Below are 22674 nucleotides of genomic sequence, written 5' to 3'. Positions count from 1 at the left end.
CAAAGCTGCGGAACCTCGATAAGATCGACGCTGATGCCCTCATTTAGTACGGCTTGCAGCGTAGCATCGCACTGAAGATTTAGCACCTCGTCCAGTCGCATGCCGTTTACGAAGTCACAGCCCTCAAGACCTTGCAGACTGATACCGGGCACCGCGTCCGTAGTGCCGTTGTCCGTGAGCTTTAAGAAAGTCACGGTCTTATCCTTTACGCCGTCCATTATGAGCTGAAGGAAGCTGTGCTGATCGCGCGAGCCTACAAGCCCTACAGGAGTAAGCCCCTCGCGGCTAAAGCCGATCTTTTTACCTAGGCTTTCCGCCCAGAGCTGCACATACCACTCGCCCAATGCGCGCAGCGCGTCGCCATAGCTAAAAAGGACGTTGATTTTCGCACTTTTGTGCGTGGCGTAGTGATGGGCTTTTCGTAAAATTTTATTCTCCGCGATTTTAGCGGGATCGCCTGCTAAAATTTCATCCAGATACTGCTCTTTTGCGGCGGCAGCTCCGCGTAGCATCGCGCTTGCATCGAGCCCTAGCCCTACTGCTGGCACTAGCCCTACCGCACTTAACACGCTAAAACGACCGCCTACGTTAGCGGGCATATTTATCACGCAGGCGCCGTGCCCGCGCGCGAAGATATCAAGCGGCGAGCCCGCATCGGTGATAAAGATGAAATTTTTTGCTAGCGCTTTTAAATTTGAAATTCCGAAACGCTGCAAAACGACCTTAAAAAGCGAGATCGTTTCAATCGTGCCGCCCGATTTGGAGGATACTATGAAGATAGTGTGAGCAAAATTTAACCCTTCAAGCGCGCGGTTTACACTGTGCCCGTCGAGATTATCCAAAATTTCAAAGCGCAAATTCTTTCTTACGCGCGGACGCAGCATCTCATAAAGCGCTTGCACGCCTACGCTGGAGCCACCGATGCCCAAAAGCACGACCCCGTCGTAGCTTCGTGCGCTAAAAAATTCCTGCGCCCGCGCTATTACGTCTGCGCCTTGCTGCGGCAGGCGGTAGTAGCCTATCTCGCCGCTTTCGTATTCGGCGCGGATCTTTGCCGCTATCTCTTCTAGCGCGCCCTCTTTTGCCGGCGGGAAAAACAGCTCATTTTTTACCATCGCCGAATTCTCGCTCGTAGAAATATTTGATCGCCTCCACGTAGCCCTTTACCGAGCCGCAGTCGAAGCGAGTGCCTTTAAATTTATACGCGATCACCACGCCGTTTTGAGCCTGCTTCAAAAGCGCGTCGGTGATCTGCACCTCGCCGTTTTTACCAGGCGCCGTCTGCTCGATGAGATCAAAAATATTAGGCGTTAGGATGTAGCGCCCGATGATGGCTAAGCTCGACGGAGCCTCGCTAGCCTCGGGCTTTTCAATCATATCCGAGACCATTATCAGATCGTCGCTGATGCTCTTTCCCGCGATGATGCCGTATTTGTTTACGTCCTGCGGCGGCACCTCCATCACCGCAACGACGCTGCAGCGGTATTTTTCGTAAATTTTAACCATCTGCGCAAGCACGCCCTCGCCGTTTTCGTTCACGCACAGATCGTCTGCGAGCACCACGCCGAAAGGCTCGTCGCGGATTAAAATTTTACCCGTATAAATCGCGTTACCGAGCCCCTTCATCTGCTCTTGGCGCGTGAAAGAGAAGGTGCAGCGCTTCATAAGCGCCCTGATCTCGTTGAGCAGATATTCTTTGCTGCTGCCTGAAATTTGATCCTCCAGCTCGTAGCTGCGGTCAAAATAATCCTCCAGCGCGCGTTTGCCGCGACCCGTGACGAAAGCCATATTGTCCATGCCCGCTTCCAGCGCCTCGTCCACGCCGTAGTGAATGAGCGGCTTGGTAAGGATCGGAAGCATCTCTTTTGGTAGCGATTTGGTCGCGGGCAAAAAGCGCGTGCCGTAGCCCGCCGCGGGAAATAAACAGGTCTGGATCATGAAGCTCCTTTGATCTTTTTTTGAACTTTTATTATAATGCAAAAAAGATAAAATTCCGCAAAGGAAAGCCTTGAAAACGATTGAAAAAGAGATCAGCGCCGCGCAGGAGATCAAAAAATCAAGCTTCATCGCCTATCTAGCGCCGCTAGCGAGCTTTGAGACGCTACGTGCGCAGTTGTGGCAGCAGCATCCTAAAGCGCGCCATATCGTCTGGGCGTATCGCGCGCTGAACGAGCCCGGGCAGATCGTAGAAAACTCGAGCGACGACGGCGAGCCCAAATCGACCGCGGGCGCGCCGTGTCTAAACGCGCTTCGCGGTGCCGAATTGATTAACGCTGCGGTGCTCGTGGTGCGCTACTTCGGCGGCATCAAGCTGGGTACCGGTGGGCTGGTGCGGGCATACGCTAGTAGCGCAAATGCCGCGATAGACGCCGCTGCGGATACCGCAGAACTAGTGGAATTCGTGCTGCGTAAGAAGTGCGCGTTTTTCGTGCCGTTTGCGGCGGTAGCTAAATTTGAACATTTTTTAAAAAAATCGGGTTTTGTTTATGAGGCAAGCTTCGGCGCTGCGGGAGCGGAGTTTAGCGCAGAGTTTAGCGCAGAGGAATTTGAAAAATTTATGGGCTTTGTAGATGCTCTCGCGCCGACCCTTAAAATGCTGCATGAGCCGAAATTTTAAAATTTCAAAATTCTATAAAATTTAAAAGCTCGTCTCGGCTAAATTTGAAAGCATAAACGGATTTTGCATTTTATCGTAGCGGAATTTTAAAGCTAAAGTGAAATTTCATCGTGCGAAACATAAAATCCGATAAATTTTAAAATTTTAAGAATTTCAAAATTTCGTCGTAATTTAGCTTGCAAAATTTTGCGAAAATTCCGTCCGTAAATTTTAAAATCCCATAAAATTTTTAAAATTTCACGTGCTTCATCTTAGTTTCACGCACAGGTAGGCTTAGCAGAGCTGCAATAGCCGCTAGCGCCATATCCAAATACCACATATAATCATACGCGCCGTATGCCCGTACCGCAAGACCCCCGATGTATGCGCCAAAAAATCCGCCGATTTGATGCGAAAGCATCGTAAATCCAAATAGGCTTGCTAAATATCGCGTTCCCAACAGCTTACCGACGGCAGCCGCAGTAGGCGGTACGGTCGCTAACCAGGTAAATCCTAATCCTACGCTGAAGATATAAAACGTAAGGCTATCTTTGGGTGAGAGCACATAAGCACCGATAAGAGCGATACGCAGGGCATATATGCAAAATAAAATGACTTTACAGCGCACTTTGGAAACACACCAGCCTACGAATAAGCTGCCTACGATGTTTGCGATGCCAATCAGTGCGAGCGAAAAGGACGCTACCTGCGCGCCATGCCCGCTTAGCGCTACTTCGCTAGGCAGATGCGTCACTAAAAACGCTACGTGAAAACCGCACGTAGCAAAGCTTAAATTTATCAAAATATAGCTTTTATCGCGCAGTGCTAAACGTAGCACTTCACCTAAGCTGCGCTTATCTTCTTCATGCAGGCTGGTTTGTTCGCCAAGTAGAATTTTACCGCCTGCTAAAAGTCTCGCAAGCGGCAGAATTAGCAAGCTAAGCCCTGCGAGCGTAAAAAATACGCCGCCGTATCCTAAAGCGGGCGTTGCGATACAAAACCCAATCATAGGCGCAAATAAAAACTGCCCGAACGAGCCGCCTGCATTTAGCACTCCGCTAGCAACCGAGCGGATAGAAAATGGCAGGCGCTTTGCCATTAGGCTCATTAGAATCGGAAAACTACCCGCGCCAAGCCCCAGTGCAAGCCCAAAACCCATCGTTAATACAAGCGCGCTTTCACTACTAAATAATGGCACAAGAGTGCAACTAATCGCCAAAAGCACGCTGCCCCAAAATAGCACGACGTAGGCACCGAGCTTGTCTGCAAGTATCCCGCTAAGCGGTTGCGAAAAGCCCCATACCAGCTGCGTAGTTGCCATCGCAAAGCTTACTTGCGCGATGGATAGGGAATTTGCTTGCATTATGGGCTGCACGAAAAGACCTAATGACATACGAATGCCCATCGTAATCATCAAAATCGCCGCGGCGCATAGGATCATTATCCAAACTGATTTCATATATATTCCTTTTAAAAAATAGAATTATAACATAAAAATCACGAATATATCGATATTTTATAGATATATTTAATTAATGTATTTTAGTATATTATTTATGTAAGAGGAATTTACCGAGCTTTAATGGGCTTTGCATTAAAATTCCGTTTTCAAGGAGAAGCGATGATTTACGAAGACGAGATGATTTACGTGGAGCGCGAGGAGCACGAAGTGCCGTGGGTGAAGGTCTTTACGAAGGCTAAATTTAAAGAGCTTAGCGACTGCGACGAGGCGACGCTGGCGCATCTGTGGCGTGCCGTGCTTCAGTGCGAAAAGAGCCTGCGGGAGTTTTACGCGCCCGATAAGATCAACATCGCAAGCTTTGCCAACTACGTGCCGCGCGTGCATTTTCACGTCCAGGCGCGCTTTAAAAACGACAGCTTTTTCCCGGAGTCCGTCTGGGGAAAAAAGATGCGCAACGGCAAACTCGATCTGCCGGAATTTAGCGAATTTGCAGAAGTTTTAGCGGCAAATTTAAAGATGGAATTCAGATGATAGGCGCGCGCTCCAAAAAATATCTAAGCCTTTTCGCGCTTGCTTGCTGCGGCATCGCGCTTGCGTTTTATCTGCGCTTTAAAAGCGAGGAAAACGAGATAAAAATCAAGCAGCAGCTCGATTTTAGCGCGAGCTTGTTTGAAAAGATCGTGGACGAAGAGAAGCTAAACGCCTTTGCAATTTCGCTGATTTTGTCGCAGAATAGCGACGTGGTGCGCTGCTTCGAAAGCGGCAAACACGGCGAGTGCATGGACGTGACGAAAAAATACAAAGATATCTTAAGCGCAGTGCCCTTTTATACGGGCGTGAAGATACATTTTCATACGCAAAACACCAGAAGCCTGGCTAGGAGCTGGAGCGACGAATTTTACGACGACGATCTGAGCTCGTTTCGCCATTCGCTTTTGCAGATCCGCCATAGTCTGCTTCCCAAAGCGCTCGTCGAGATGGGACGGTGCGGGGTTTTCATGCGCGGAATTTCCCCCGTTTTTAGCGAGGGCAAATTTATCGGAAGCGCCGAGATAATGCTCGATTTCGAGCACGTCATCGCGCAGATCAACCGCATGGGAAACGATATTTTTATCCTCGTAGATAAGAGGTTTGAGACCGACTGCTTCTACGATAAAATAGGCGTTATCAAGGACTTTATCGTCGTAAACAGCGCGCCGGATTACGATGTTTTGTCGATTTTGGCGACGCTTGATTTTGGGGCGCAGAGTTTTATCAAAAAGGATGGGCATTATTTTTACGTGAGGGCGTTTTCGGACGAAAACGGCACGAAGCTGGGCTATATAATTTTGCACCGCGAAGGCTAGCAGCGAGATTTAAATTTGCGCCTATCGCTTGCCTGCTTTGTCGCGGCGGCGGTGGCGCGGCGAGAGGACGTTTTTAATTTGATCGTAAAATCGCAAAAATCTGCGCTGAAATTTTAAATTTTAAAAGGAGCGTCGATATGAAATTTTATAAATCAGTTAAATTTAAAGCGCTAGCTGGAGTGCTGCTTCTTATAATAATACTCTGCGCCTCATTTATCCGCATCGTGCCCGATTACTCCACTTCACGAGGCTTCGCGATAGTTTCCCTTTCCGACTACGACAAATACAAACAAGGCTATTGTCTAAAAGAGGATAGAATTTTACCCAAAGAGGAGTTGTATAAAAGAGCGATAGGGCAATATTTGGATAAATTTATGGATATGTACACAGCACAGGTTGAATGGAGAAAAAAGGATTTTTTCTATAAGCCAAGGTATGATACGAGCTATTATGAGATGGAAAATCTGAATTTTAATAATTATATAAAAATTTTAGGAGATTATATGGATAAGAATTTTACATCCGAAGAGATCTATATGAATATCCTTAGCGCAAAAGCTACGGATCCTAAAAAGTATTTAAAAATAAATTTAAATAATATGAGTGCCGGTTTCTCAAAACCGCTAATTAGTGTTTTGGGATATGATTATACTTTAATGCTAGATAACGATTACATACTTCACGAGGATTATTTCGATCATAATTTTTTTATATGGGAAGCATTAAATAAAGGTAATTTAAAAATTTATTATGAACACAACAGACCAATGGAAAAAATATATTTCGATAATTGCGGCGACGTAAAATACGATGTAGAAAAAGAATACCTGGAAGGCAGGGAACTTACAGGCGGTTGAAAAGCCGCGCTAAAACAAAATTTTAAAAAGCCCTAGCCGCGCGAATTCTACTTCTAAATTTTAAAATTTACGCCTAAATTTCACGTGCCGTTTTAGTCCAAAAGCTTCTGCTTAAACAGCGGGATTTTGTAGCAAAAGGTGCTGCCCTCTCCAAGCTTCGAGCTGACGCTTTTTGCGATGCCGTAGCGCTTGCAAATTTTATCGATTATATTTAGCCCGAGACCGAATCCGCCAAGAGCCGCGTTTTCGCGCGAGTATCTATCCCAGATCGCGCTCGTATCCTTTATGCCGATGCCGAAGTCCTGTACGCTAAAGACCGCTATGCTCACCCCCTTTTCCAGCGCGATGATGACTTTGCCGCCGGGACGAGAATATTTTATGGCGTTGCTTAGGGTGTTATCGATGAGGCGCATTAGCGAGGTTTCGTCCATAAAGACGCTCACGTCGGGCGCTATTCGCGATTGCAGACTTATGTTTTTGCTTTTTGCGACCAGATAGATGAAATTTATCCTAGCGCCCAAAAACTCGCTCATATCGATGCGGCGGCTTTTTAAGCTCATCTTGCCGCTTTTGATGAAGTACTCCACGTCCTCGTAAGTAATTACCATCTGCTTAAGCGCGGATTTTATGCGCGCGGTGTGCTTATCGCGCAGTCCAAGCATCTCAGTGTTGATGAGCGCGACGCCCAGAGGGGTCTTTAGCTCGTGCATCGCGTCGTTGAAAAACGCCTTGATGAGGTTGCTTTGCTGGGCGTAGAAATTTTTTATGATTTTGTAGTTAAACAGCGCGATGATGAGCGCTACGAAAATCGTGATAAAGATCGTGGAGATCGCGATAAATTCTATCTTGGCGTAGCTTATCTTTTTTGAGATGACGAAAAAATGCAGCTTGCCCTCGTGTAGAAAGTGGCGCTTAAAAAACACCCGTCCGCCGAATTTCAGCGTGATAAACGCAAAATCCGGCGGCTGGACGCTTAGGTTTGATCTTAAAATTTCGCCGTTTGCATTTAGGATCGCGTAGTCGTAGATTAGCTCGTCTTTTAGATTCAGATCTGCGCCGGCTAGGGCTTCGTCGCTTTTTTGTATCAGCTCGGCGATGTCGGCGCTCTCCTCGATTTTGGAGTTTAAATAGATGATATAAAGACTCTCGCTTATAAAGGCGCCGATGATGAAGATCGCGCTAAAAAGCGTAAATTTAAACCCTTTAAGCATTGATCTTATATCCGAGTCCGCGGCTGGAGAGGATGAAGTCGTTGCTCGTTTTGGAGCGGAGGTTGCTGATATGCACGCGCACATCGACGCTGCCCGCCTCGCCGTCCCATACGTCGGCGATGAGTTCATCGACGCTTACGAATCTTTTGATATTGGCGAGTAGAAATTCTATGATTTTGATCTCTTTGGCGCTTAGCGATATCTCTTCGTCCGCGCGTTTTAAAATTTTTAAATTTGCGAAGTAGTGAAATTTATCCGCGATCTTGACGGCACCCTTTTCGTCGCCGAAATACTTTCGCATCAGCTCGCTTACCCTAAATTTAAGCTCGGCTAGGTGGAAGGGTTTTTTTAGATATTCGTTGCAGCCTAGCTCGTAGCACTGGCTCAAATCGTCGATGTCGCCGAGCGAGGTCATCATCATTACGGGAGTGTTGAGTCCGAGGCTGCGCGCGTATTTGAGCACCTCTTCGCCCGAGACCTCCGGCACTTTGATGTCTAAAATCAGCAAGTGATATGCATTCGCGGCGATCTTATCGCAGGCCGCGTCGCCGCTAGAGCATTCGTCCACCTCATAGCCAAGCTCCGTAAGATACTCACTTACGCTGCTTCTGTATTCAAAATCGTCCTCTAAAAGTAAAATTTTCAAACTCGCTCCCTAAATCGGGAGCGAAACTACGCTCCCGTGCAAATTTGCCCCGCATATACGATGTAGTAGCGAAGCAGGACCACGCCGCAAAGCACGACGAAAGAATTTAAAACTATAAACGCAGGTTTGTAGGCGTGGTTTTTCAGCGCCGTAAAGGCGATGATGATCGGAGCGATGAGACCTGTGCCTAAAACGCCGATCCAGAAAATTTTGCCGTAAACCTCGTGCGTCAAAGCCTGCTGTGCCGCAAGCGCGCTAGTGCCGCCCTCAAAATACATCCCGACAAATAGAATGAACAAAAGCGGAATCTCAAAAAGTATCGCGCGCAGATCAAGCACCAAAAGGTATTTTATGCTATCTTTGTTTAACGAGCCTTTAAAAAACAGAAGTCCAACTAAAATACTCGCCGCGATGCCGCTGGAAAAGCCCGACAGCAAAAATAAAATCGGCAGCACCGGAGTATTCCAAAGCGGAATTTTCATCACCGCGCTTAATAAAAAGCCCGTGTATGCGCCCACGCAAAGAGCAAGGACAAACAAAACCCGCTCGAAAAGTTTGGATGCTTTGGCAAACGAGCTTAGTAAATTTACGATAGGTCGCAGAAAGGCGAGCAGTTTAAATTTACAAATTTCCTCGCCGAAGACGCATAGCGCAAATACGAAGCTAAGCGGCACGTAGATTAAAAGCGCCGCCACGCCGAGGCTCATCACCGAGCCAAAGTTAAATTTGATCAGCAAAAGATAAAAGCTAAGTGGCTTGCCCAGATCAAAGATCAAAAGCAAAAGCCCCGCGCAGATCGTAAGCGGCGCCGTGATCGCACCCGCTCTAATCATCGCGTCCCAGATAGAATTTTGCTCGCTTTCGTGGCGGTTCCATTTGACTAAAAGCGCCACCATCGTCGCTCCCGCGCTAAGACCCGCCAAAAATAGATAAATCGCAATCGGCCAAGGCCAGTAAATTTCAGAGTATTGGCTCATATCGCCCCACATATTATTCATAGCGTCCTCCTTTTTTGTTTTTGATATTCGCTAGGCGCGGTTTGGTGTTTAGATACGCTTTCGGATATTCTACGCTCGTTTTGGCTAGCAGCTTATTTACCCCAGAGCCCGCGTCGTTTACGTCGCCGAAAACTAAAGCGTCGGTCGGGCACACGCTTACGCAGGCAGGTTGCAAGCCTTTGCTCGTGCGGTTCGTATAGCAAAAGGTGCATTTGCCGATAGCGTGCGTTATAGGATCGACAAATCTAGCGTCGTAAGGACAGGCCAGGATGCAGTATTTGCAGCTGACGCAAAGCCTCTCGTCTATGAGTGTTACGCCGTCTTTGGTTTTAAAGCTCGCTCCCGTAGGGCAGACGTCCACGCAGGGGCTATCCTCGCACATAACGCAGCTGGCGCGCGAATAATCAAGTTTTAAATTTGGAAAAATGCCGCTTGTTTTGCCGTGCACTTGCAGCCTATAAACGCCGCTCGGTACGCCGTTTTCGTTCCTGCACGCAACCGAACAGGCTTGGCAACCTATACATAAATTTTCGTCGTGAATCATTATGAGTTTTTTCATAACCGCTCCCTTAAATTTTAACTATATCGACACCGACGTTGGTTACCATCGTGCTTACCACAGGACCCGCAGCGGGATCGAGAAGGACGCTTTGGTTGGTGCCTACGCCGTTCGTGCGCTTTAGTCCGGGGCTTACGTGCCCAAAGCCGTGGTATAAAAATAGGCAATCGTCCCTGATGCCTTGCGTGACGAAAATTTTAGCCTTTTGCTCGCCGAATTTGTTTTTAAGCTTCACAACATCGCCCGTCTTTAGCCCCTCCGCTTTTGCAGAAGCCGGGCTGATCCAAACCGGCGATTCGTTCATCATATCGTTTAAAATTTTGACATTTTGAGTGTGGCCGTTGGTGTGAAGCGCGGTCTTGCCGGTCATTAGGCAGTATTTGTGCCCGCCGAATACGTCCATACCCTCGGTGTTTAAGCAGCCGTATCCCGCGAAAAGCTCCTCCACTTCCGGCGCGAAAAGCTCGATCTTGCCGCTCGGGGTTTTAAATTTCATCTGTGAGCTCATCTCGCCGTTTTCATCCACGAATTCCGCCGCGGCAGGATATTTATCGATAAATTTAGCCACGAGCTTCGGCTCTCGGTAATACAGCTTCGGCACCTTGTAGCTTACGTAGCCGTTTTTGATTAAATTTGCGATTAGCTCGGCGTTGCCTTTGGCTTGCTGCATGCGGTATTCGTCAATGTTGTTCCAGGTGTAGTCTTTATCGATCTTCATCACCCTTGCAAGCTCTCTAAAAATTTCATAGCCGCACTTCGTATCGCCCACCGGCTCGACGGCTTTGTTTCGCATCACAAATCCAGGCGCGGTGCCGCCTTTGTTTTGAATCGACTCATCACGCTCCAAATACGTTGATTCGGGCAAGATCACGTCGGCTAAGCACGCGAAGTCGCTCATATACACGTCGATTGCGAGCACGAAGTCCAGCTTTTTGATCGCCTCTACGCTCTTATCTACGCCCGCAACGTTGATGAGGTGGTTAAAGCGCGTGCTGACCCAGCCTTTTACCGGATATGGCTTTTCGCTTAAAATCGTAGGCGCGATCTGCATCAAAACGCCGTGTTTGCGCGGCACGAAGAAATTTTCGCTACCTTCTTCGCCGCAGCCGTCGATACGCGCGGTCTTTGGAATTTTAAAATTTTTATCCGGGTTTGAGATAGTAGGGAAGAGATCCTCTTTGCAAAGCGCGTTGAAGGTTTTAGAGTCCTTCGAGAAGTAAATTCCGCCCTTTCTCTCGACGTTTCCCATCAGCGCGTTTGCGATCGCGATAGCGCGCGTGCGGACGTATTCGGCTTTGGCGGTCGTGGTTTTATGACCCCAATCGATTATGACTGCGGGAGCCGCGGCGTAAATTTCATTTGCGATGCGCTCAACCTTGTCTGCCTTGATGCCCGTGATGCCCTCTTGCCAAAGCGGCGTCGTATCCTTCACGGACTGCCTTAACTCCTCTAGCCCCACGGCGTATTGTTCGATAAATTTTTTGTCGTATTTGTTATCGCGCAGCCAGACGTGAATTAGCGCCATCAAAAACGCCGCGTCGGTTCCCGGCTTTATCGGTAGCCACTCATCGGCTTTGGAAGCTACGGTGCTAAAGCGCGGATCGAGCACCAAAAGCTTTACATCCTCTCTGCTCGCGGCTTTTGCGAGCTTTTTGGTTTTTGAGATGTCGATACCCTCAAAGAGATTGTGGCCGAAATTTACGATATATTTTGCATCGCCGTAGTCTCTTCGCATATTGGTGCCGAAGGTGTGCGGCACGGCGATATTATAGGTGATCGGGCAACAGGACCAGTGCGAGTAGATGTTCGGGCTGCCGTAGGCACAGGCGAAATTCATCATCTGAGTGTGGTGCTCGCCCGTTTTAGAGGTGAAAACTACGCTTTGCGGGCCGTATTTTTGCGAAATCTCGCCAAGCTTCTGCGCGCAAATTTTAAGCGCCTCATCCCAGCTCGCCTCTTTAAATTTGCCCTCGCCGCGCTCGCCTACGCGAATGAGCGGCTTAATGAGCCTTTGATCGTCGTAGAGCTGATTGATGCCCGCTCCGCCGCGAGCGCAGACGGAGGTTTTGTTTGCAAACCTGTGGTTGCCTTCGATGAGAGCGCCGCGGCCGTCTTTGACGGTCACCTCGATAGGACAGCGCGAGGAGCACATCTCGCAGACGCTGGCGACTTTCTTTTCCGTTCCGCCTGTAACCGCGCTAGCGTTTAAATTTAGATTTAACGTCGCTAGCGTGCCGATCGCGGCGGTGCTTTTTAGGAAATTTCGTCTATTCATAAAAACTCCTTACCTTTAAATTTCGGTAGGAATTCTAAGGCTTCATCGTAAAAATAAGGTTAATTTTGATAATGCAGCTTTTGGCTTAGACTTTATCTCGAAAGATAAAATGCGTCCTGCGCCGTATTTTAAAGCCATAAAATAGCGCTAGCAGTAGCAAAATGCTAATTGCGCCGCAGATCGCAAGGGCTACGCGAGCGCCCAGTAGCTCTGTAAAAAAGCCCGATATGAGCGCTCCAAATGGCGTACTACCTATTAAAAACAGCGCGTATAAGCTAAGCACGCGCCCGCGAAATTCGTTGCTTACATGCATCTGCACGGTGGAGTTGATGCTTGAGTTTATGATTACGAAAAGAAATCCAGTTACGGCAAGCCCTGCCGCAGCCCATGCGAAGGAATTCGCAGCCCCAGTAAGAGCTAAGCTCACCCCCATAGCGATCGCGCACGATCTGATTTTACGGATGCCAAGTTTATCAAAAATTGCTACGAAAAGCGCGCCACAAAAGGCTCCCACGCCTAGAGCCGACATTAAATATCCAAAGCTGCGCTCATCCGCGTCTAGGCTAAGCTTAACAAGCGCCGAGATTGTTACATTATAATTTGGCACCAGCGTCGCTACGATAAGCACTATTATCATTAGCTCGCTTAGGGTTTTTTTGTGCAATACATACGAAATCCCAGCACCGATCGAGGCAAAAACGCCTCCGCTTCTGCTAGATAGCGTAGTAACGGATGGCGGAATTTTTATGAAAAACAGCGAAACGATGATGCCTAAAAAGCTAAGCGCATTGAATAAAAAGCAAAAGCCCACGCCCCACAGCGCCATTACGATCCCCGCAAGTGCGGGTCCTGCAATACGAGCGACGTTGAAGGACATAGAATTTAACGCTATGGCGTTGGCTAGATCGCGGGGCGAGTCGATGAGGTCTTTTACCATCGACTGACGGCTCGGGGCGTCCATGCTGGTAAAGATGCCACTTGCAAAAGCGCAAAATAAAATTTTGCCGAAAGAATATAGCTCGCAAAAGCTCATAACCGCGAAAATTGAGGCGGTCACCGCCATGCCTATTTGAGCGAGCAAAAGGATCTTTTTGCGATTAAACTTATCTAGCAGTACACCGGAAAACGGCATGAAAAGTAGCGCGGGCAGGAACCTCGCCGCGGCTACAAGGCTGACCTTAAAAGCGTCTGCGGTGATGCTTAGCACTAGCCACGGCAGCGCGACGCTTTGCATCCAAGAACCGATCAGCGAGAGGTTCATCCCGATCCAATAAATTCTAAAATTTGAGTATTTAAGCGATAGGAAGGGATTTTTCAACGCGCTGCCTTTTGAAATTTTGATTTGAGATTATACATTAAATTTTAAGAATTCACTTAAAGATTTAACATTTATAAAAATTTAACGAAAATTTAATATTTCTGAAAAGAAAAATTTTATATACTCTGCAATAAATTTTTAAGCAAAGGATTAAAAATGCAAAGACCGACTCCGATTAATCAGGAAATCAAACTCGATGAGAAGCGCTATATAGTTTCCAAAACCGATCCGAAGGGCATTATCACGTTTGCAAATCCGTATTTTTGTATGATTTGCGGTTATAGTGAGCTTGAGCTTTTGGGGCAGCCGCATAACATCATACGTCATCCGGATATGCCGCGCATAGCGTTTAAGCTCATGTGGGATACGATACAACAAGGCAAGGATTTTACCGCTATGGTTAAAAATTTAGCCAAGGACGGGCGCTTTTATTGGGTCATTACGGAATTTACTTCTAAAAAAGACCCTGTAACAGGGCAGATCACCGAATACACGGCATTTCGCAAGGCTCCGCCAAGATCTGCGATCGAAACTATAGAGCCTATTTATAGGGCGCTACTGGATGCTGAAAGAAACGGCGGTATGCAGGCTAGCCAAAAGGCGCTCGTGGATTTTCTAAAAAGTAAAGGCGAGACCTACGAGAGCTGGATCGCAAAGGTCTCAGGCAAATCAAATCCGCTCACCGCAATGTTTTTTAAGGCGATGAAAAAGCTTTTTAGCTAGTGTGACTGACACGGACGCAAATTAAAATTCCGCGGAATTGGTTGGAATTTTACCTCGAAAATTCCATGACATAATAAAATTATAAAAATGCGAAATTTAGCCAAAATTCCACGGAAATTTCTTAAATTTGAAATACGGAATTTAATAAAAATTCTGTAAAGATTCTATTTTAGATTTCTTATATATTTTACGCCTAGTAGTATCACACCGGTTGTTTCTGCATCTAAAATTCCTGATGCGTATTTAGCGTAGCTCCGTGAAGCGCTAGAAAGTAACTTACGACAGGGTATCGAGCTATCTAGCTACTTAATCTAAGAAAGAGGTGATTTGCTAAGAGAGAAATTTGCCATAAGACACGAGGGTTGCTTTAAAATTTAAAAAGTTGGGTATAAGGCGGATTTAAAAATAAGGAAATTTATACGCTTGATTAGATTTTTTTGGATTTATGGTAGATTTTACGTATAGCTTAAAATTTCTAGAGTCTTTGCCTCATTGTAGGACAGCGAATGAGCGATAAAATTTTTACTGAGCTTTAAGTGATGAGAATATAAAATGGCGCGTCCATCAAATTTAAAGGCGATAAATGGATCAAAGCAGGCTTGAGGAATTAAGAAAACTCCTAAATAATCAGCACAGCGATACAAAGCAAAATCTAACAGAAGGTCTTTATCCCAAAAATTTTAATGCTTTCGACTTCAAAAATTTAAAATTAGAAGATGCAAGCTCTAAGACTTTAAATTCCGATGATACCGCTATTAACAAAAGCTCTGAAGTCCAAGCCAGAGATTACGACAAAAATCCGATAATAATAAAAGACTATGCTTTTTACGACTATATGAAATATTCCACGATTGCTACGCTTATAGGATGCTTATTCTTCATCTCGGTCGTTACCGTAGTAAACCCCATTGAGCCCAAAAATTTTAGATTACTCCCTTTTGCTTTGGTAATGTTTTTTATCAGGCGAAAGCAACAAAAGGGCGTCTATTTTGTATTTAACGATTCGGATATCAAATATTATAAAGTAGATAAAGCTTATAAATCTTTGAAGCTTGAACAAATCGGCGCCGTTGCGATTAGTTTTGATCCGCGCTGGGACCGGCAGCAGAGGATAAGCATACCCGAAATTCTGTTTTTGTCGCTTTGGCCTTTGGGTGCATACGTTATGCGCGGAATGCATGCGATGATCGCGCTAATTTCGATGATAGCAATTAGCCTGTTTGGAGCGAGCATATTGATGCATCTTAAAAATGGCAGTTTCAGATGCTTAGGCGTCTATGACCGACTTGTGATATACGGCGAAACGGGCGATCTTAGAATTATAAATGTTTTGATTTATAGCAAAAAAGAGTATCTGGAATTAAAAGAGTATTTTATGCGCAAAACGCATATAGATTTGGATAGCGTCCCGCGCACCTTGTCGGTATTTAGCAAAAAGGTAAAATTTAGACAATTTAAATTTAAAAAGGGATATCATAAGGCGAATTAAAAAGCAAGGAAATAAGCTGATTTTATAAAAAGTACTGATAAATGGAAAATTTTAATAAACAGCAAACAAGAGATTACGACAAAGATCCAATAATTCTTAAAAACTACGAATATCTATATCAAAAGCTATTAATGGTTTTCTCTCTTTTTATAGGCGGCGTATTTGCCATAATCGTAAATTTTGATTGGAAAGCCAGCGGCGCAGCGGATTATAGCATCAAGGACAGTATATACATGATTTTGTTTCTATCATTTTTATCACTATTTATTATATTGCCGGAGCTTATAGATTATAGAAAAGAGAGACCGATGATACAGCTTAAAAACAACCAAATAGAATTTTACGAAAAAGACAAAATCGCATATGTCGAGCAATGTGAAAATTTGCAGCATAATATGGATTGGTCCTTTTTTATAGGAAATATTAAAGGGAAAAGAGGATGGATATATCTGTTTATAGCGGCACTGCTATGCTTGGTTTTCATGACAATTGATCTTGTAGTTGCTCGTTGGTTTTTGAGCTTTGCTTTGTTTCAGTTTGTGGGCAATATATTAGTAAAATTTATCTTTTGTCTTGTTTTGGGAAAAAGCGGCGATAGGAGATTTTCGCTTTTTCCTGCATTAAGAGTTGGTGAACCGCATTATGGACATATCGGCTTATTTGCTTGCTCCAGATATTATTTAATACCGATATTTAGAAATTCTATATATTTTGAATTGAAAGAGTATTTCTTAGCTAGACATAATATAAATATCAACGATATAGATAAAATTTATTTCTAGCTATAAGTGACACAAAATTTTATCAAAATGTATGATGCAGAATTTTCAATGCAACAAATTCCATCCCGCTATACGGCGGAATGGAATTTGAAAGCAGCTCATTCGTAGCGAGTAAATCTAAAATAGAATTTTAAAATTTAAATCCCAAAGCTTTAGCCGTTATATCCTAAGCGGCGCATATTTGCGCACGCATCCTTGTAGCCGTAATAGCACGAGATGCGGTATAGATCGATGGCGTTAAATTTATTCTGCTCTACGCCCTCACCTTTTTCAAACATCGCCGCAAGCTTTTGGCAAGCAGGGAAGTTTTGAGAGAGCGTGCACGCGGCATTGTAGGCGTTCGCCGCCGAAGCGTAGTCGCGCTTAGAATACATCGAATCGGCGAAATTTAAGCACATCGCGCCATTGCCGTTTTTGCACGCATCGCTTTGCACGACGCTGCCTTGCAAGTTCATCGGGCGGATTCCGTCTTGGACATCGGCGAAAGAATACTTGCCGCTTTTTGGCGCATCGACTGCGCTCTTTGGCGCGTTGCTAACGCAGCCTGCTAAAAACACCCCGGCGGCGATCAAAGCTAGAATTTTTTTCATATTTTGCTCCTTAATTTTTTGAAATTTGACGACCCAAAACGTAATAGGTCTCTTTGCCCGCGACTTTTTGTAGCTTGAGCTTAAATTTTTCCGACCAAGCGCTGATGATATCCTCAACAGCGGTCTTGCGCTCCTCATTCGTAGCGTCGTTTTTGATCTTAAAATACGGGTTTGAATTCGACATAGCCACATGCGCACCGTAAATTTTAAGCTTATCGTTCAGCCCCACGATGCGATCGAGCTCATTATCCTCAAAATCACACTTCGATAAAATTCCTCGCAGCTGCGCGACCGTCGCATCGTTTACGCTATATCCTAGCGCTAGCAAAATTCCATCTTCACTCATTCTCATCCTTTCAAAAAAATTTATTTGTTCGCTTGTGAAATCAAAACGCCTTCGATTATGCTTTTTATATCGCCGTCTAAAATCGCATCGGTTTGGCTATACGCCTCGCCGCTGCGGTTATCCTTGACCTGCTGATACGGAAAAAGCACGTAGGAGCGGATCTGATGTCCCCAGCCGATCTCGCTCTTGGGCGCGTTTTCGTCCTTTTCGCGCTGCTTCATCAGCTCAAGCTCGTAAAGGCGCGACTTTAGCACCTTCATCGCCGTTTCTTTGTTTTTGTGCTGGCTTCTGTCATTTTGGCAGTTTACTACGATACCCGTTGGGATGTGCGTGATACGCACGGCGCTTTCGGTTTTATTGATATGCTGCCCGCCTGCGCCGCTTGCGCGAAACACATCGACGCGAATATCCTTCTCTTCGATATTTATCTCGATATCGTCATTCAGCTCGGGGCTTACCATTACGCTTGAAAAGCTCGTATGTCTGCGCCCTGCGCTATCAAATGGGCTTACGCGCACCAGGCGATGGATGCCGTTTTCGGCTTTCAGATATCCGTAGGCGTTCTCGCCGCGCACGATGAAGCTAACGTCCTTAAGACCTGCTTCCTCGCCCTCTTGAAAGTCCAAAACCTCAATCTTAAAGCCCTCTCGCTCGCAAAAGCGCAGATACATGCGGTATAGCATACTCGCCCAGTCGTTGCTCTCCGTACCACCCGCGCCTGGATGAATGCTGACGATAGCGTTTTTATCGTCGTTTTCGCCGCCAAGCATCATAGAAATTTCTAAATTTATGATTTTGTCCTCTAACTCACCCGCCTCGGCAAAAAGCGAGTTTATCGTCTCCTCGTCGTTTTCCGAGTTTGCCAGCTCATATAAGCCCTTCGCGTCATCTACGGCGTTTTTAGCGTTTAGAAATTTATTTAAGATATTTGAAATTTTAGTTTTTTCTTTGCCGATGGCGCCTGCTTTTGCGACGTCCTGCCAGAGATTTTGATCGTTTTCAAGCTCCTCGATCTCTTTTAGGCGCGCTTTAATGTTCTCCGGTTTTACGACGCCTGCAATATTTTCGACTTTAGTACTTAGGGTTTTTAAAAGTTCCGTGTATTCGTAATTATCCAAAATTTAAGACCTTTTTATGCTTTTGGCGTGATTATAACATATTTTGGATTAAGGTTGTTTATAAAATTTTATTTAAGGCGGGCATTATGAAGCATTTATCTATTAGGGATATCAAAACCTGCTTGATATTGCCATGATTAATCAGTTTAAGCTCCGCCGAGAGATCGGGCAAGGGGTCGTTTAGTAGCAGTTTTAGCTTTGCTTCTTCTAGCTTTAACTTTTTGCAATCGGCTTTTTTGTCTTCAAGCATAGACACCACTAGTCTTAGCTTTTCTTTTGTCATTTCGCTTTGCACGAAAGCACCTTATACACGATAATAGAGCATAAAAAAGCTGCGATAGAGCAAGCAAAATACGCCCAAATTTCTCCGATAGTTTTTTCAAGAAGCGCGTGCAGTCCTAACAAAAAGAATACTAAGCCTATAATGCAAATCACGCCCGTAATTATATTTAGTAAAACCGAGTTGGCGCTCTTTAAAAAAGAGCGCCTAATATCGCTAGCTTGAGCGTCTACGAGCTCTACTACCGAAACTATAAATTCAGATATGCCGGCCATTATTTTTTCAGCAACCAAGCGAGCAAAAATCCAACACTTGCAGCGATAGCGACGCTTTTTATCGGATCTTGTTTTATCGTGTCATTTACGCTTTCTATGCCGTCTTTGCCTTTAAGCCTTAGATCATCTATATACTTTTTGATCTCATTGCTGTTTAGCTGATCTAGAATTTTATCCTTAGCAGACTCCGCACGCTCTGCGCCTATGTTTTTGATGGATTTCATAATCTCTTTAAAATCCGCTTTTAAAGAGTCGATATCCTTTTTCAAAGAATCTAAATTTGTCTCTTGAGTAGCCATTTTCGCTCCTTTTGAAGTTTATTTAGAGCTAAAGCTCGCGGTAGATTTTAGTACTTATTGATTAACGCTCACTAAATAGACCGCCCTTTGCGCTTAATTTATACCTTTAATATTTTTTGATATAATTGCCAACCTTAATATTTTATATTGAAAAGAGAGAACAATGCAGATCATTAGAAGTGTAGAGGAGCTAAAAAGCTTCAGAGCGGCGGCAAGCGGCAGCGTGGGCTTTGTGCCTACGATGGGAGCTTTGCACGCGGGGCATGCAAGCCTCATAAAAAGGGCGCGAAACGAAAACGATATTGTAATCGTCTCGGCGTTCCTCAATCCGGCGCAGTTTTTGCCCGGCGAGGATCTAAATAGCTACCCAAAAAACGAAGCGGGCGATATTAAAATTTGCGAAAGCCTCGATGTGAACGCGCTTTTTATCCCGACCGCGGATGAAATTTACAGCACGGAGGAGCCAGCGATCATAGCACCTAAGCCAATAAGTGAAATTTTAGAAGGCAAAACGCGCCCTGGGCACTTCGACGGCGTACTTAAAGTGCTAAATAAGCTTTTTAATCTAACTCGTCCTAGCAACGTTTATATGGGCAAAAAGGACACCCAGCAGCTTTTCATCGTGCAAAAGATGGTAAAGAGCTTTTTTATGCCTATAAATATCATCCCTTGTGAGATCGTGCGCGAGAGTGATGGGCTCGCGCTTAGCTCGCGCAACGCCTATTTGGATGAGGAGGGAAAGCTTATGGCGCTTAAGCTTTCGCGCTCCTTGCTAAATGCCAGCTCGCTTATTAAAAAAGGCGAGATCAGCCTAAATATAATCCGCGAAAAGATGCTTAGCGTGCTTGAGCCGCTGGCGGTCGATTATATAGCGTTCGTGGATTACAAATTTAATGAAATTTCACAGATCAAGCAAGGCGATACGATAATCCTGCTTGCCGCAAAGGTCGGCACAACCCGCCTGATCGATAATATCTGGCTGTAAAAATGGCAAAACTCCATCTCGTCTCGCTGGGCTGCAATAAAAATTTAGTTGATAGCGAGATCATGCTTGGGCGCTTGCAAAACTATGAGCTCACGGATGAACCTGCGAGTGCGGACGTGATGATCGTAAATACTTGCGGCTTCATAGCAAGCGCCAAACAGGAGAGTATCCGCACGATTTTGAAGCTTAGCGAGCAGAAAAAAAGCGGCGCACTGCTGGTCGTCACGGGCTGCCTCATGCAGCGCTACCGCGAGGAGCTGATGAAGGAGCTGCCCGAGGTCGATCTTTTCACCGGCGTTGGCGACTACGACAAGATCGATGAAATCATCCTAAAAAAGCAAAATTTATTTAGCCCGGACACCTACCTGCAAGCAAGCGAAGAGCGCGTGATAACGGGCTCAAACTACCACGCCTACATCAAAATTTCAGAGGGCTGTAATCAAAAATGCTCTTTCTGCGCCATTCCGAGCTTCAAAGGTCGCCTAAAAAGCCGCAGTATCGAGGACATCGAAGCGGAGGTACGCAGTTTGGTAGCGCGCGGATTTTACGATTTTAGCTTTATAGCGCAAGATTCCAGCAGCTTCGGTCGCGATCTAAGACGCGGCAACAAGGGCAGATCAAATTTTAAAGGCTCCGAAGGCGAGTTAAATTTTACGGGCTTTCGCGACGGGCAGAATTCCGATGGCTCAAGCGGCAGCGCGGGAGATAAGATTTCCGCTCAAAGTGGGCTCGCCTGCGGTAAGGGCTCTGGCGGCGAGAGTGCAGACGACGAAAGAGTCCACGAGCAGGATATAGATCTAGTCGCACTGATAAAACGCATCGAAAAAATTAGAGGCGTCAAGGTCGCGCGCGTGCTGTATCTCTACCCTACCAGCACCGACGAGCGACTCATCCGCACGATCGTGGACTCACCCGTTTTCGCAAATTACTTCGACATGCCGATTCAGCACATAAACGATAAAATGCTAAGCCTGATGAAGCGCGGCGCGAGCGCGGCGCGGATCAAAGAGCTTTTAAATTTAATGCGAAGTGCGCCGGGCGCATTTTTACGAACGGGCGTCATCGTCGGACACCCAGGCGAGAGCAAAGCCGAATTTGACGAGCTTTGCGACTTTTTGCAGGAGTTTAAATTTGATAGAATTTCAGCTTTTGCCTACAGCAAGGAGGAGGATACGGCGAGCTTTGCGATGCCGCAAATCCCTGCGCGGACAATTAGCCGCCGTCTGAATAAAATCGAAAAAATCACGCGCGAGGCGATAGATAGCAGCATGCGCGCGCTCGTAGGCAAAAAGATATCCCTAATAATCGAAGGTGCCAGCAGCGAGGGCGAGTTTTTTTACGGCGCCAAGCCTCTTGCATGGGACAAGGACATCGACGGCGAAATTTTAATCAACGAAAGCTGCGTGCAAAATCTAAAAGTAGGCGGTCTATACGAGTGCGAAATCACGGAATTTGTTGGCGATAGACTGCTTGCGCGAGTACTAAAAAGCTCGCAAGGACAATGAAAAACTCGCCCGAAATTCCAAGCAAAATTCTAGCCTTGCTGCGGGCCGGCAAAAATCTGCTTGCATTTTCGCATGGCGTCGATAGCACGGCGCTTTTTTACCTTTTAGGCGAGGCGGGCGTGAAATTTGACCTTGCGATCGTGGACTATAACGTCCGCGCGCAGAGCAAGGACGAGGTCGCGTCAGCACGAGATCTGGCGGCTAAATTTAACAAACAAATCTACGTAAAAAGCGTGCAGCTGGGCGAGTCAAATTTTGAGCACGAAGCGCGCGCGGCTAGATATGAGTTTTTCAGCCAAATTTGCCGCGAGCAGGGCTATGAAAATTTGATCTTAGCGCATCAGTTTGACGATAAATTTGAGTGGTTTTTGATGCAGCTTGGGCGCGGCGCTGGGCTTAGTGAGCTGCTTGGCATGCAGGAGCTCGAAGTCCGCGAGGACTACGTGATCGCTCGTCCGTTTCTGGGCGTGCGAAAGTGCGAGCTGGAGCGGTTTTTGCGTGAGCGAAACCTAAAATACTTCACCGACGAGACGAATTTAACGGACAGGTTTAAACGAGGCTTTATTCGCGCTAAATTTAGCGAGCCGTTTTTGGATGAGTACTTTAGCGGCGTGAAAAAAAGCTTTGAGTTTTTGGCGACCGACGCGTTAAGCTTAACTCCCGAAATTTCCAATCCCGCACCTAAAATTTACCTCATAAAACGCGGTGCAAACGAGATTCGTGGCGTGGACCAGGCGTGCAAGAGACTGGGGCTCGTACTAAGCTCGGCGCAGCGAAACGAATGCGCGCGCTGTATAGAAAATGGCACGGGCTGCGTGCTAGGCGGCAGGGTAGCCGTCGGCGCGGGCGTAAAATTTATCTTTGTAACACCATATATCAAAGCCGCGATGGACAAGAAATTTAAAGAAGCGTGCAGACGGCTCGCCATCCCGCCGATAAACCGCGGATTTTTGTTTGCTTCGGGCGTGGATCTTGCGCTATTTGAGGAGCTTTTATGAGCGTTTATTTTACCTC

General features: G+C 46.1%; 24 protein-coding genes. 10 read left to right on the top strand and 14 right to left on the bottom strand.

Annotated features, from left to right (window positions below; translation table 11 throughout):
- On the bottom strand, nucleotides 1–1115 hold a 1115-nt coding region (locus tag Q0238_RS11650), incomplete at its 3' end, for a glucose-6-phosphate isomerase (protein ID WP_297946274.1).
- The gene (gene galU / locus Q0238_RS11645) at nucleotides 1102–1938 is read right to left on the bottom strand and encodes a UTP--glucose-1-phosphate uridylyltransferase GalU (RefSeq protein WP_297946272.1); all 837 of its coding nucleotides are present in this window, start codon (nucleotides 1936–1938) and stop codon (nucleotides 1102–1104) included. The genes Q0238_RS11650 and galU, both read right to left, overlap by 14 nt.
- Before the next feature lie 70 nt (nucleotides 1939–2008).
- Here galU and Q0238_RS11640 point away from each other — a divergent pair, with 70 nt between their 5' ends.
- Nucleotides 2009–2617: a YigZ family protein gene (locus Q0238_RS11640; protein WP_297946270.1), complete on the top strand. Its 609-nt coding sequence runs from the start codon at nucleotides 2009–2011 to the stop codon at nucleotides 2615–2617.
- Nucleotides 2618–2846: 229 nt separating this feature from the next.
- On the opposite strand, the gene Q0238_RS11635 is transcribed toward Q0238_RS11640, so the two are convergent.
- Entirely contained in the window at nucleotides 2847–4055 is a 1209-nt protein-coding gene (locus Q0238_RS11635; protein WP_297946268.1) for an MFS transporter, read from the bottom strand.
- Nucleotides 4056–4217: 162 nt separating this feature from the next.
- Here Q0238_RS11635 and Q0238_RS11630 point away from each other — a divergent pair, with 162 nt between their 5' ends.
- The 3 genes from Q0238_RS11630 (at nucleotide 4218) to Q0238_RS11620 (ending at nucleotide 6261) form a co-directional block, all read left to right on the top strand.
- A complete protein-coding gene (locus tag Q0238_RS11630) occupies nucleotides 4218–4589 on the top strand; it encodes an HIT family protein (RefSeq protein WP_005870777.1) in 372 nt (123 codons plus the stop codon).
- Nucleotides 4586–5404, top strand: a complete 819-nt coding sequence (locus Q0238_RS11625) for a cache domain-containing protein (protein ID WP_297946266.1) — start codon at nucleotides 4586–4588, stop codon at nucleotides 5402–5404. Before Q0238_RS11630 ends, Q0238_RS11625 begins: the two co-directional genes overlap by 4 nt.
- Nucleotides 5405–5541: 137 nt before the next feature.
- Nucleotides 5542–6261, top strand: coding sequence for a hypothetical protein (locus Q0238_RS11620; protein WP_297946263.1), 720 nt, complete (start codon nucleotides 5542–5544; stop codon nucleotides 6259–6261).
- A 92-nt stretch (nucleotides 6262–6353) separates the two neighbouring features.
- On the opposite strand, the gene Q0238_RS11615 is transcribed toward Q0238_RS11620, so the two are convergent.
- The 6 genes from Q0238_RS11615 to Q0238_RS11590 all read right to left on the bottom strand — a co-directional run bounded on the left by Q0238_RS11615 (nucleotide 6354) and on the right by Q0238_RS11590 (nucleotide 13268).
- Nucleotides 6354–7472, bottom strand: coding sequence for a HAMP domain-containing sensor histidine kinase (locus tag Q0238_RS11615; protein ID WP_297946260.1), 1119 nt, complete (start codon nucleotides 7470–7472; stop codon nucleotides 6354–6356).
- Complete coding sequence (locus tag Q0238_RS11610) at nucleotides 7465–8118, bottom strand: response regulator transcription factor (RefSeq protein ID WP_297946256.1); 654 nt, start codon at nucleotides 8116–8118, stop codon at nucleotides 7465–7467. The genes Q0238_RS11615 and Q0238_RS11610 overlap by 8 nt, the downstream gene beginning before the upstream one ends.
- A 26-nt stretch (nucleotides 8119–8144) precedes the next feature.
- A complete protein-coding gene (nrfD, locus tag Q0238_RS11605; RefSeq protein WP_297946253.1) occupies nucleotides 8145–9116 on the bottom strand; it encodes an NrfD/PsrC family molybdoenzyme membrane anchor subunit in 972 nt (323 codons plus the stop codon).
- A complete protein-coding gene (locus tag Q0238_RS11600; protein WP_297946251.1) occupies nucleotides 9109–9675 on the bottom strand; it encodes a 4Fe-4S dicluster domain-containing protein in 567 nt (188 codons plus the stop codon). Before Q0238_RS11600 ends, nrfD begins: the two co-directional genes overlap by 8 nt.
- Before the next feature lie 10 nt (nucleotides 9676–9685).
- The gene (gene phsA / locus Q0238_RS11595) at nucleotides 9686–11950 is read right to left on the bottom strand and encodes a thiosulfate reductase PhsA (RefSeq protein ID WP_297946249.1); all 2265 of its coding nucleotides are present in this window, start codon (nucleotides 11948–11950) and stop codon (nucleotides 9686–9688) included.
- Nucleotides 11951–12035: 85 nt separating this feature from the next.
- A complete protein-coding gene (locus tag Q0238_RS11590; RefSeq protein ID WP_297946247.1) occupies nucleotides 12036–13268 on the bottom strand; it encodes an MFS transporter in 1233 nt (410 codons plus the stop codon).
- A gap of 156 nt (nucleotides 13269–13424) precedes the next feature.
- Here Q0238_RS11590 and Q0238_RS11585 point away from each other — a divergent pair, with 156 nt between their 5' ends.
- The 3 genes from Q0238_RS11585 to Q0238_RS11575 all read left to right on the top strand — a co-directional run bounded on the left by Q0238_RS11585 (nucleotide 13425) and on the right by Q0238_RS11575 (nucleotide 16262).
- Nucleotides 13425–13991: a PAS domain-containing protein gene (locus Q0238_RS11585; RefSeq protein ID WP_297946244.1), complete on the top strand. Its 567-nt coding sequence runs from the start codon at nucleotides 13425–13427 to the stop codon at nucleotides 13989–13991.
- A 583-nt stretch (nucleotides 13992–14574) separates the two neighbouring features.
- Nucleotides 14575–15480 carry a hypothetical protein gene (locus tag Q0238_RS11580; RefSeq protein ID WP_297946241.1) on the top strand — a complete coding sequence of 302 codons (906 nt, stop codon included), beginning with the start codon at nucleotides 14575–14577 and terminating at the stop codon, nucleotides 15478–15480.
- A gap of 41 nt (nucleotides 15481–15521) precedes the next feature.
- Nucleotides 15522–16262, top strand: coding sequence for a hypothetical protein (locus Q0238_RS11575; protein ID WP_297946238.1), 741 nt, complete (start codon nucleotides 15522–15524; stop codon nucleotides 16260–16262).
- A 152-nt stretch (nucleotides 16263–16414) separates the two neighbouring features.
- Here the strand turns inward: Q0238_RS11575 and Q0238_RS11570 are convergent, their stop codons facing one another.
- The 5 genes from Q0238_RS11570 to Q0238_RS11550 form a co-directional block, all read right to left on the bottom strand.
- Entirely contained in the window at nucleotides 16415–16852 is a 438-nt protein-coding gene (locus tag Q0238_RS11570; protein ID WP_297946235.1) for a hypothetical protein, read from the bottom strand.
- A gap of 10 nt (nucleotides 16853–16862) precedes the next feature.
- Complete coding sequence (locus tag Q0238_RS11565; RefSeq protein ID WP_297901914.1) at nucleotides 16863–17198, bottom strand: type II secretion system protein; 336 nt, start codon at nucleotides 17196–17198, stop codon at nucleotides 16863–16865.
- Between the two features lie 20 nt (nucleotides 17199–17218).
- A complete protein-coding gene (gene prfB, locus Q0238_RS11560; protein ID WP_297946232.1) occupies nucleotides 17219–18316 on the bottom strand; it encodes a peptide chain release factor 2 in 1098 nt (365 codons plus the stop codon).
- A gap of 58 nt (nucleotides 18317–18374) precedes the next feature.
- Nucleotides 18375–18611 carry a hypothetical protein gene (locus Q0238_RS11555; protein WP_297946230.1) on the bottom strand — a complete coding sequence of 79 codons (237 nt, stop codon included), beginning with the start codon at nucleotides 18609–18611 and terminating at the stop codon, nucleotides 18375–18377.
- A 259-nt stretch (nucleotides 18612–18870) separates the two neighbouring features.
- Nucleotides 18871–19170, bottom strand: coding sequence for a DUF883 domain-containing protein (locus tag Q0238_RS11550; protein WP_297946227.1), 300 nt, complete (start codon nucleotides 19168–19170; stop codon nucleotides 18871–18873).
- 163 nt (nucleotides 19171–19333) lie between these two features.
- Between Q0238_RS11550 and panC the strand changes: the two genes are divergently transcribed.
- The 3 genes from panC to tilS are packed head-to-tail and all read left to right on the top strand — an operon-like array spanning nucleotide 19334 to nucleotide 22658.
- Nucleotides 19334–20155 carry a pantoate--beta-alanine ligase gene (panC, locus tag Q0238_RS11545; RefSeq protein ID WP_297946224.1) on the top strand — a complete coding sequence of 274 codons (822 nt, stop codon included), beginning with the start codon at nucleotides 19334–19336 and terminating at the stop codon, nucleotides 20153–20155.
- Nucleotides 20156–20157: 2 nt separating this feature from the next.
- Nucleotides 20158–21660 carry a MiaB/RimO family radical SAM methylthiotransferase gene (locus tag Q0238_RS11540; RefSeq protein WP_297946220.1) on the top strand — a complete coding sequence of 501 codons (1503 nt, stop codon included), beginning with the start codon at nucleotides 20158–20160 and terminating at the stop codon, nucleotides 21658–21660.
- On the top strand, nucleotides 21657–22658 hold the full coding sequence (gene tilS / locus Q0238_RS11535) for a tRNA lysidine(34) synthetase TilS (RefSeq protein WP_297946217.1): 1002 nt from the start codon (nucleotides 21657–21659) through the stop codon (nucleotides 22656–22658). The genes Q0238_RS11540 and tilS overlap by 4 nt, the downstream gene beginning before the upstream one ends.
- Nucleotides 22659–22674: the final 16 nt, after the last annotated feature.

This window comes from uncultured Campylobacter sp., assembly GCF_938045775.1.
Lineage (GTDB): Bacteria > Campylobacterota > Campylobacteria > Campylobacterales > Campylobacteraceae > Campylobacter_B.
This window is presented reverse-complemented; position numbering and strand designations above follow the sequence as displayed.

Bases quoted from the DNA above. Each gene is read 5' to 3' on its own strand.
- Q0238_RS11565 (WP_297901914.1), bottom strand. From the start codon at position 17,198: ATGAGTGAAGATGGAATTTTGCTAGCGCTAGGATATAGCGTAAACGAT.
- Q0238_RS11570 (WP_297946235.1), bottom strand. From the start codon at position 16,852: ATGAAAAAAATTCTAGCTTTGATCGCCGCCGGGGTGTTTTTAGCAGGC.
- Q0238_RS11615 (WP_297946260.1), bottom strand. From the start codon at position 7,472: ATGCTTAAAGGGTTTAAATTTACGCTTTTTAGCGCGATCTTCATCATC.
- Q0238_RS11585 (WP_297946244.1), top strand. From the start codon at position 13,425: ATGCAAAGACCGACTCCGATTAATCAGGAAATCAAACTCGATGAGAAG.
- nrfD (WP_297946253.1), bottom strand. From the start codon at position 9,116: ATGAATAATATGTGGGGCGATATGAGCCAATACTCTGAAATTTACTGG.
- Q0238_RS11540 (WP_297946220.1), top strand. From the start codon at position 20,158: ATGGCAAAACTCCATCTCGTCTCGCTGGGCTGCAATAAAAATTTAGTT.
- Q0238_RS11575 (WP_297946238.1), top strand. From the start codon at position 15,522: ATGGAAAATTTTAATAAACAGCAAACAAGAGATTACGACAAAGATCCA.
- Q0238_RS11580 (WP_297946241.1), top strand. From the start codon at position 14,575: ATGGATCAAAGCAGGCTTGAGGAATTAAGAAAACTCCTAAATAATCAG.
- Q0238_RS11550 (WP_297946227.1), bottom strand. From the start codon at position 19,170: ATGGCTACTCAAGAGACAAATTTAGATTCTTTGAAAAAGGATATCGAC.
- Q0238_RS11600 (WP_297946251.1), bottom strand. From the start codon at position 9,675: ATGAAAAAACTCATAATGATTCACGACGAAAATTTATGTATAGGTTGC.
- phsA (WP_297946249.1), bottom strand. From the start codon at position 11,950: ATGAATAGACGAAATTTCCTAAAAAGCACCGCCGCGATCGGCACGCTA.
- panC (WP_297946224.1), top strand. From the start codon at position 19,334: ATGCAGATCATTAGAAGTGTAGAGGAGCTAAAAAGCTTCAGAGCGGCG.
- galU (WP_297946272.1), bottom strand. From the start codon at position 1,938: ATGATCCAGACCTGTTTATTTCCCGCGGCGGGCTACGGCACGCGCTTT.
- Q0238_RS11620 (WP_297946263.1), top strand. From the start codon at position 5,542: ATGAAATTTTATAAATCAGTTAAATTTAAAGCGCTAGCTGGAGTGCTG.
- Q0238_RS11630 (WP_005870777.1), top strand. From the start codon at position 4,218: ATGATTTACGAAGACGAGATGATTTACGTGGAGCGCGAGGAGCACGAA.
- tilS (WP_297946217.1), top strand. From the start codon at position 21,657: ATGAAAAACTCGCCCGAAATTCCAAGCAAAATTCTAGCCTTGCTGCGG.
- Q0238_RS11635 (WP_297946268.1), bottom strand. From the start codon at position 4,055: ATGAAATCAGTTTGGATAATGATCCTATGCGCCGCGGCGATTTTGATG.
- Q0238_RS11625 (WP_297946266.1), top strand. From the start codon at position 4,586: ATGATAGGCGCGCGCTCCAAAAAATATCTAAGCCTTTTCGCGCTTGCT.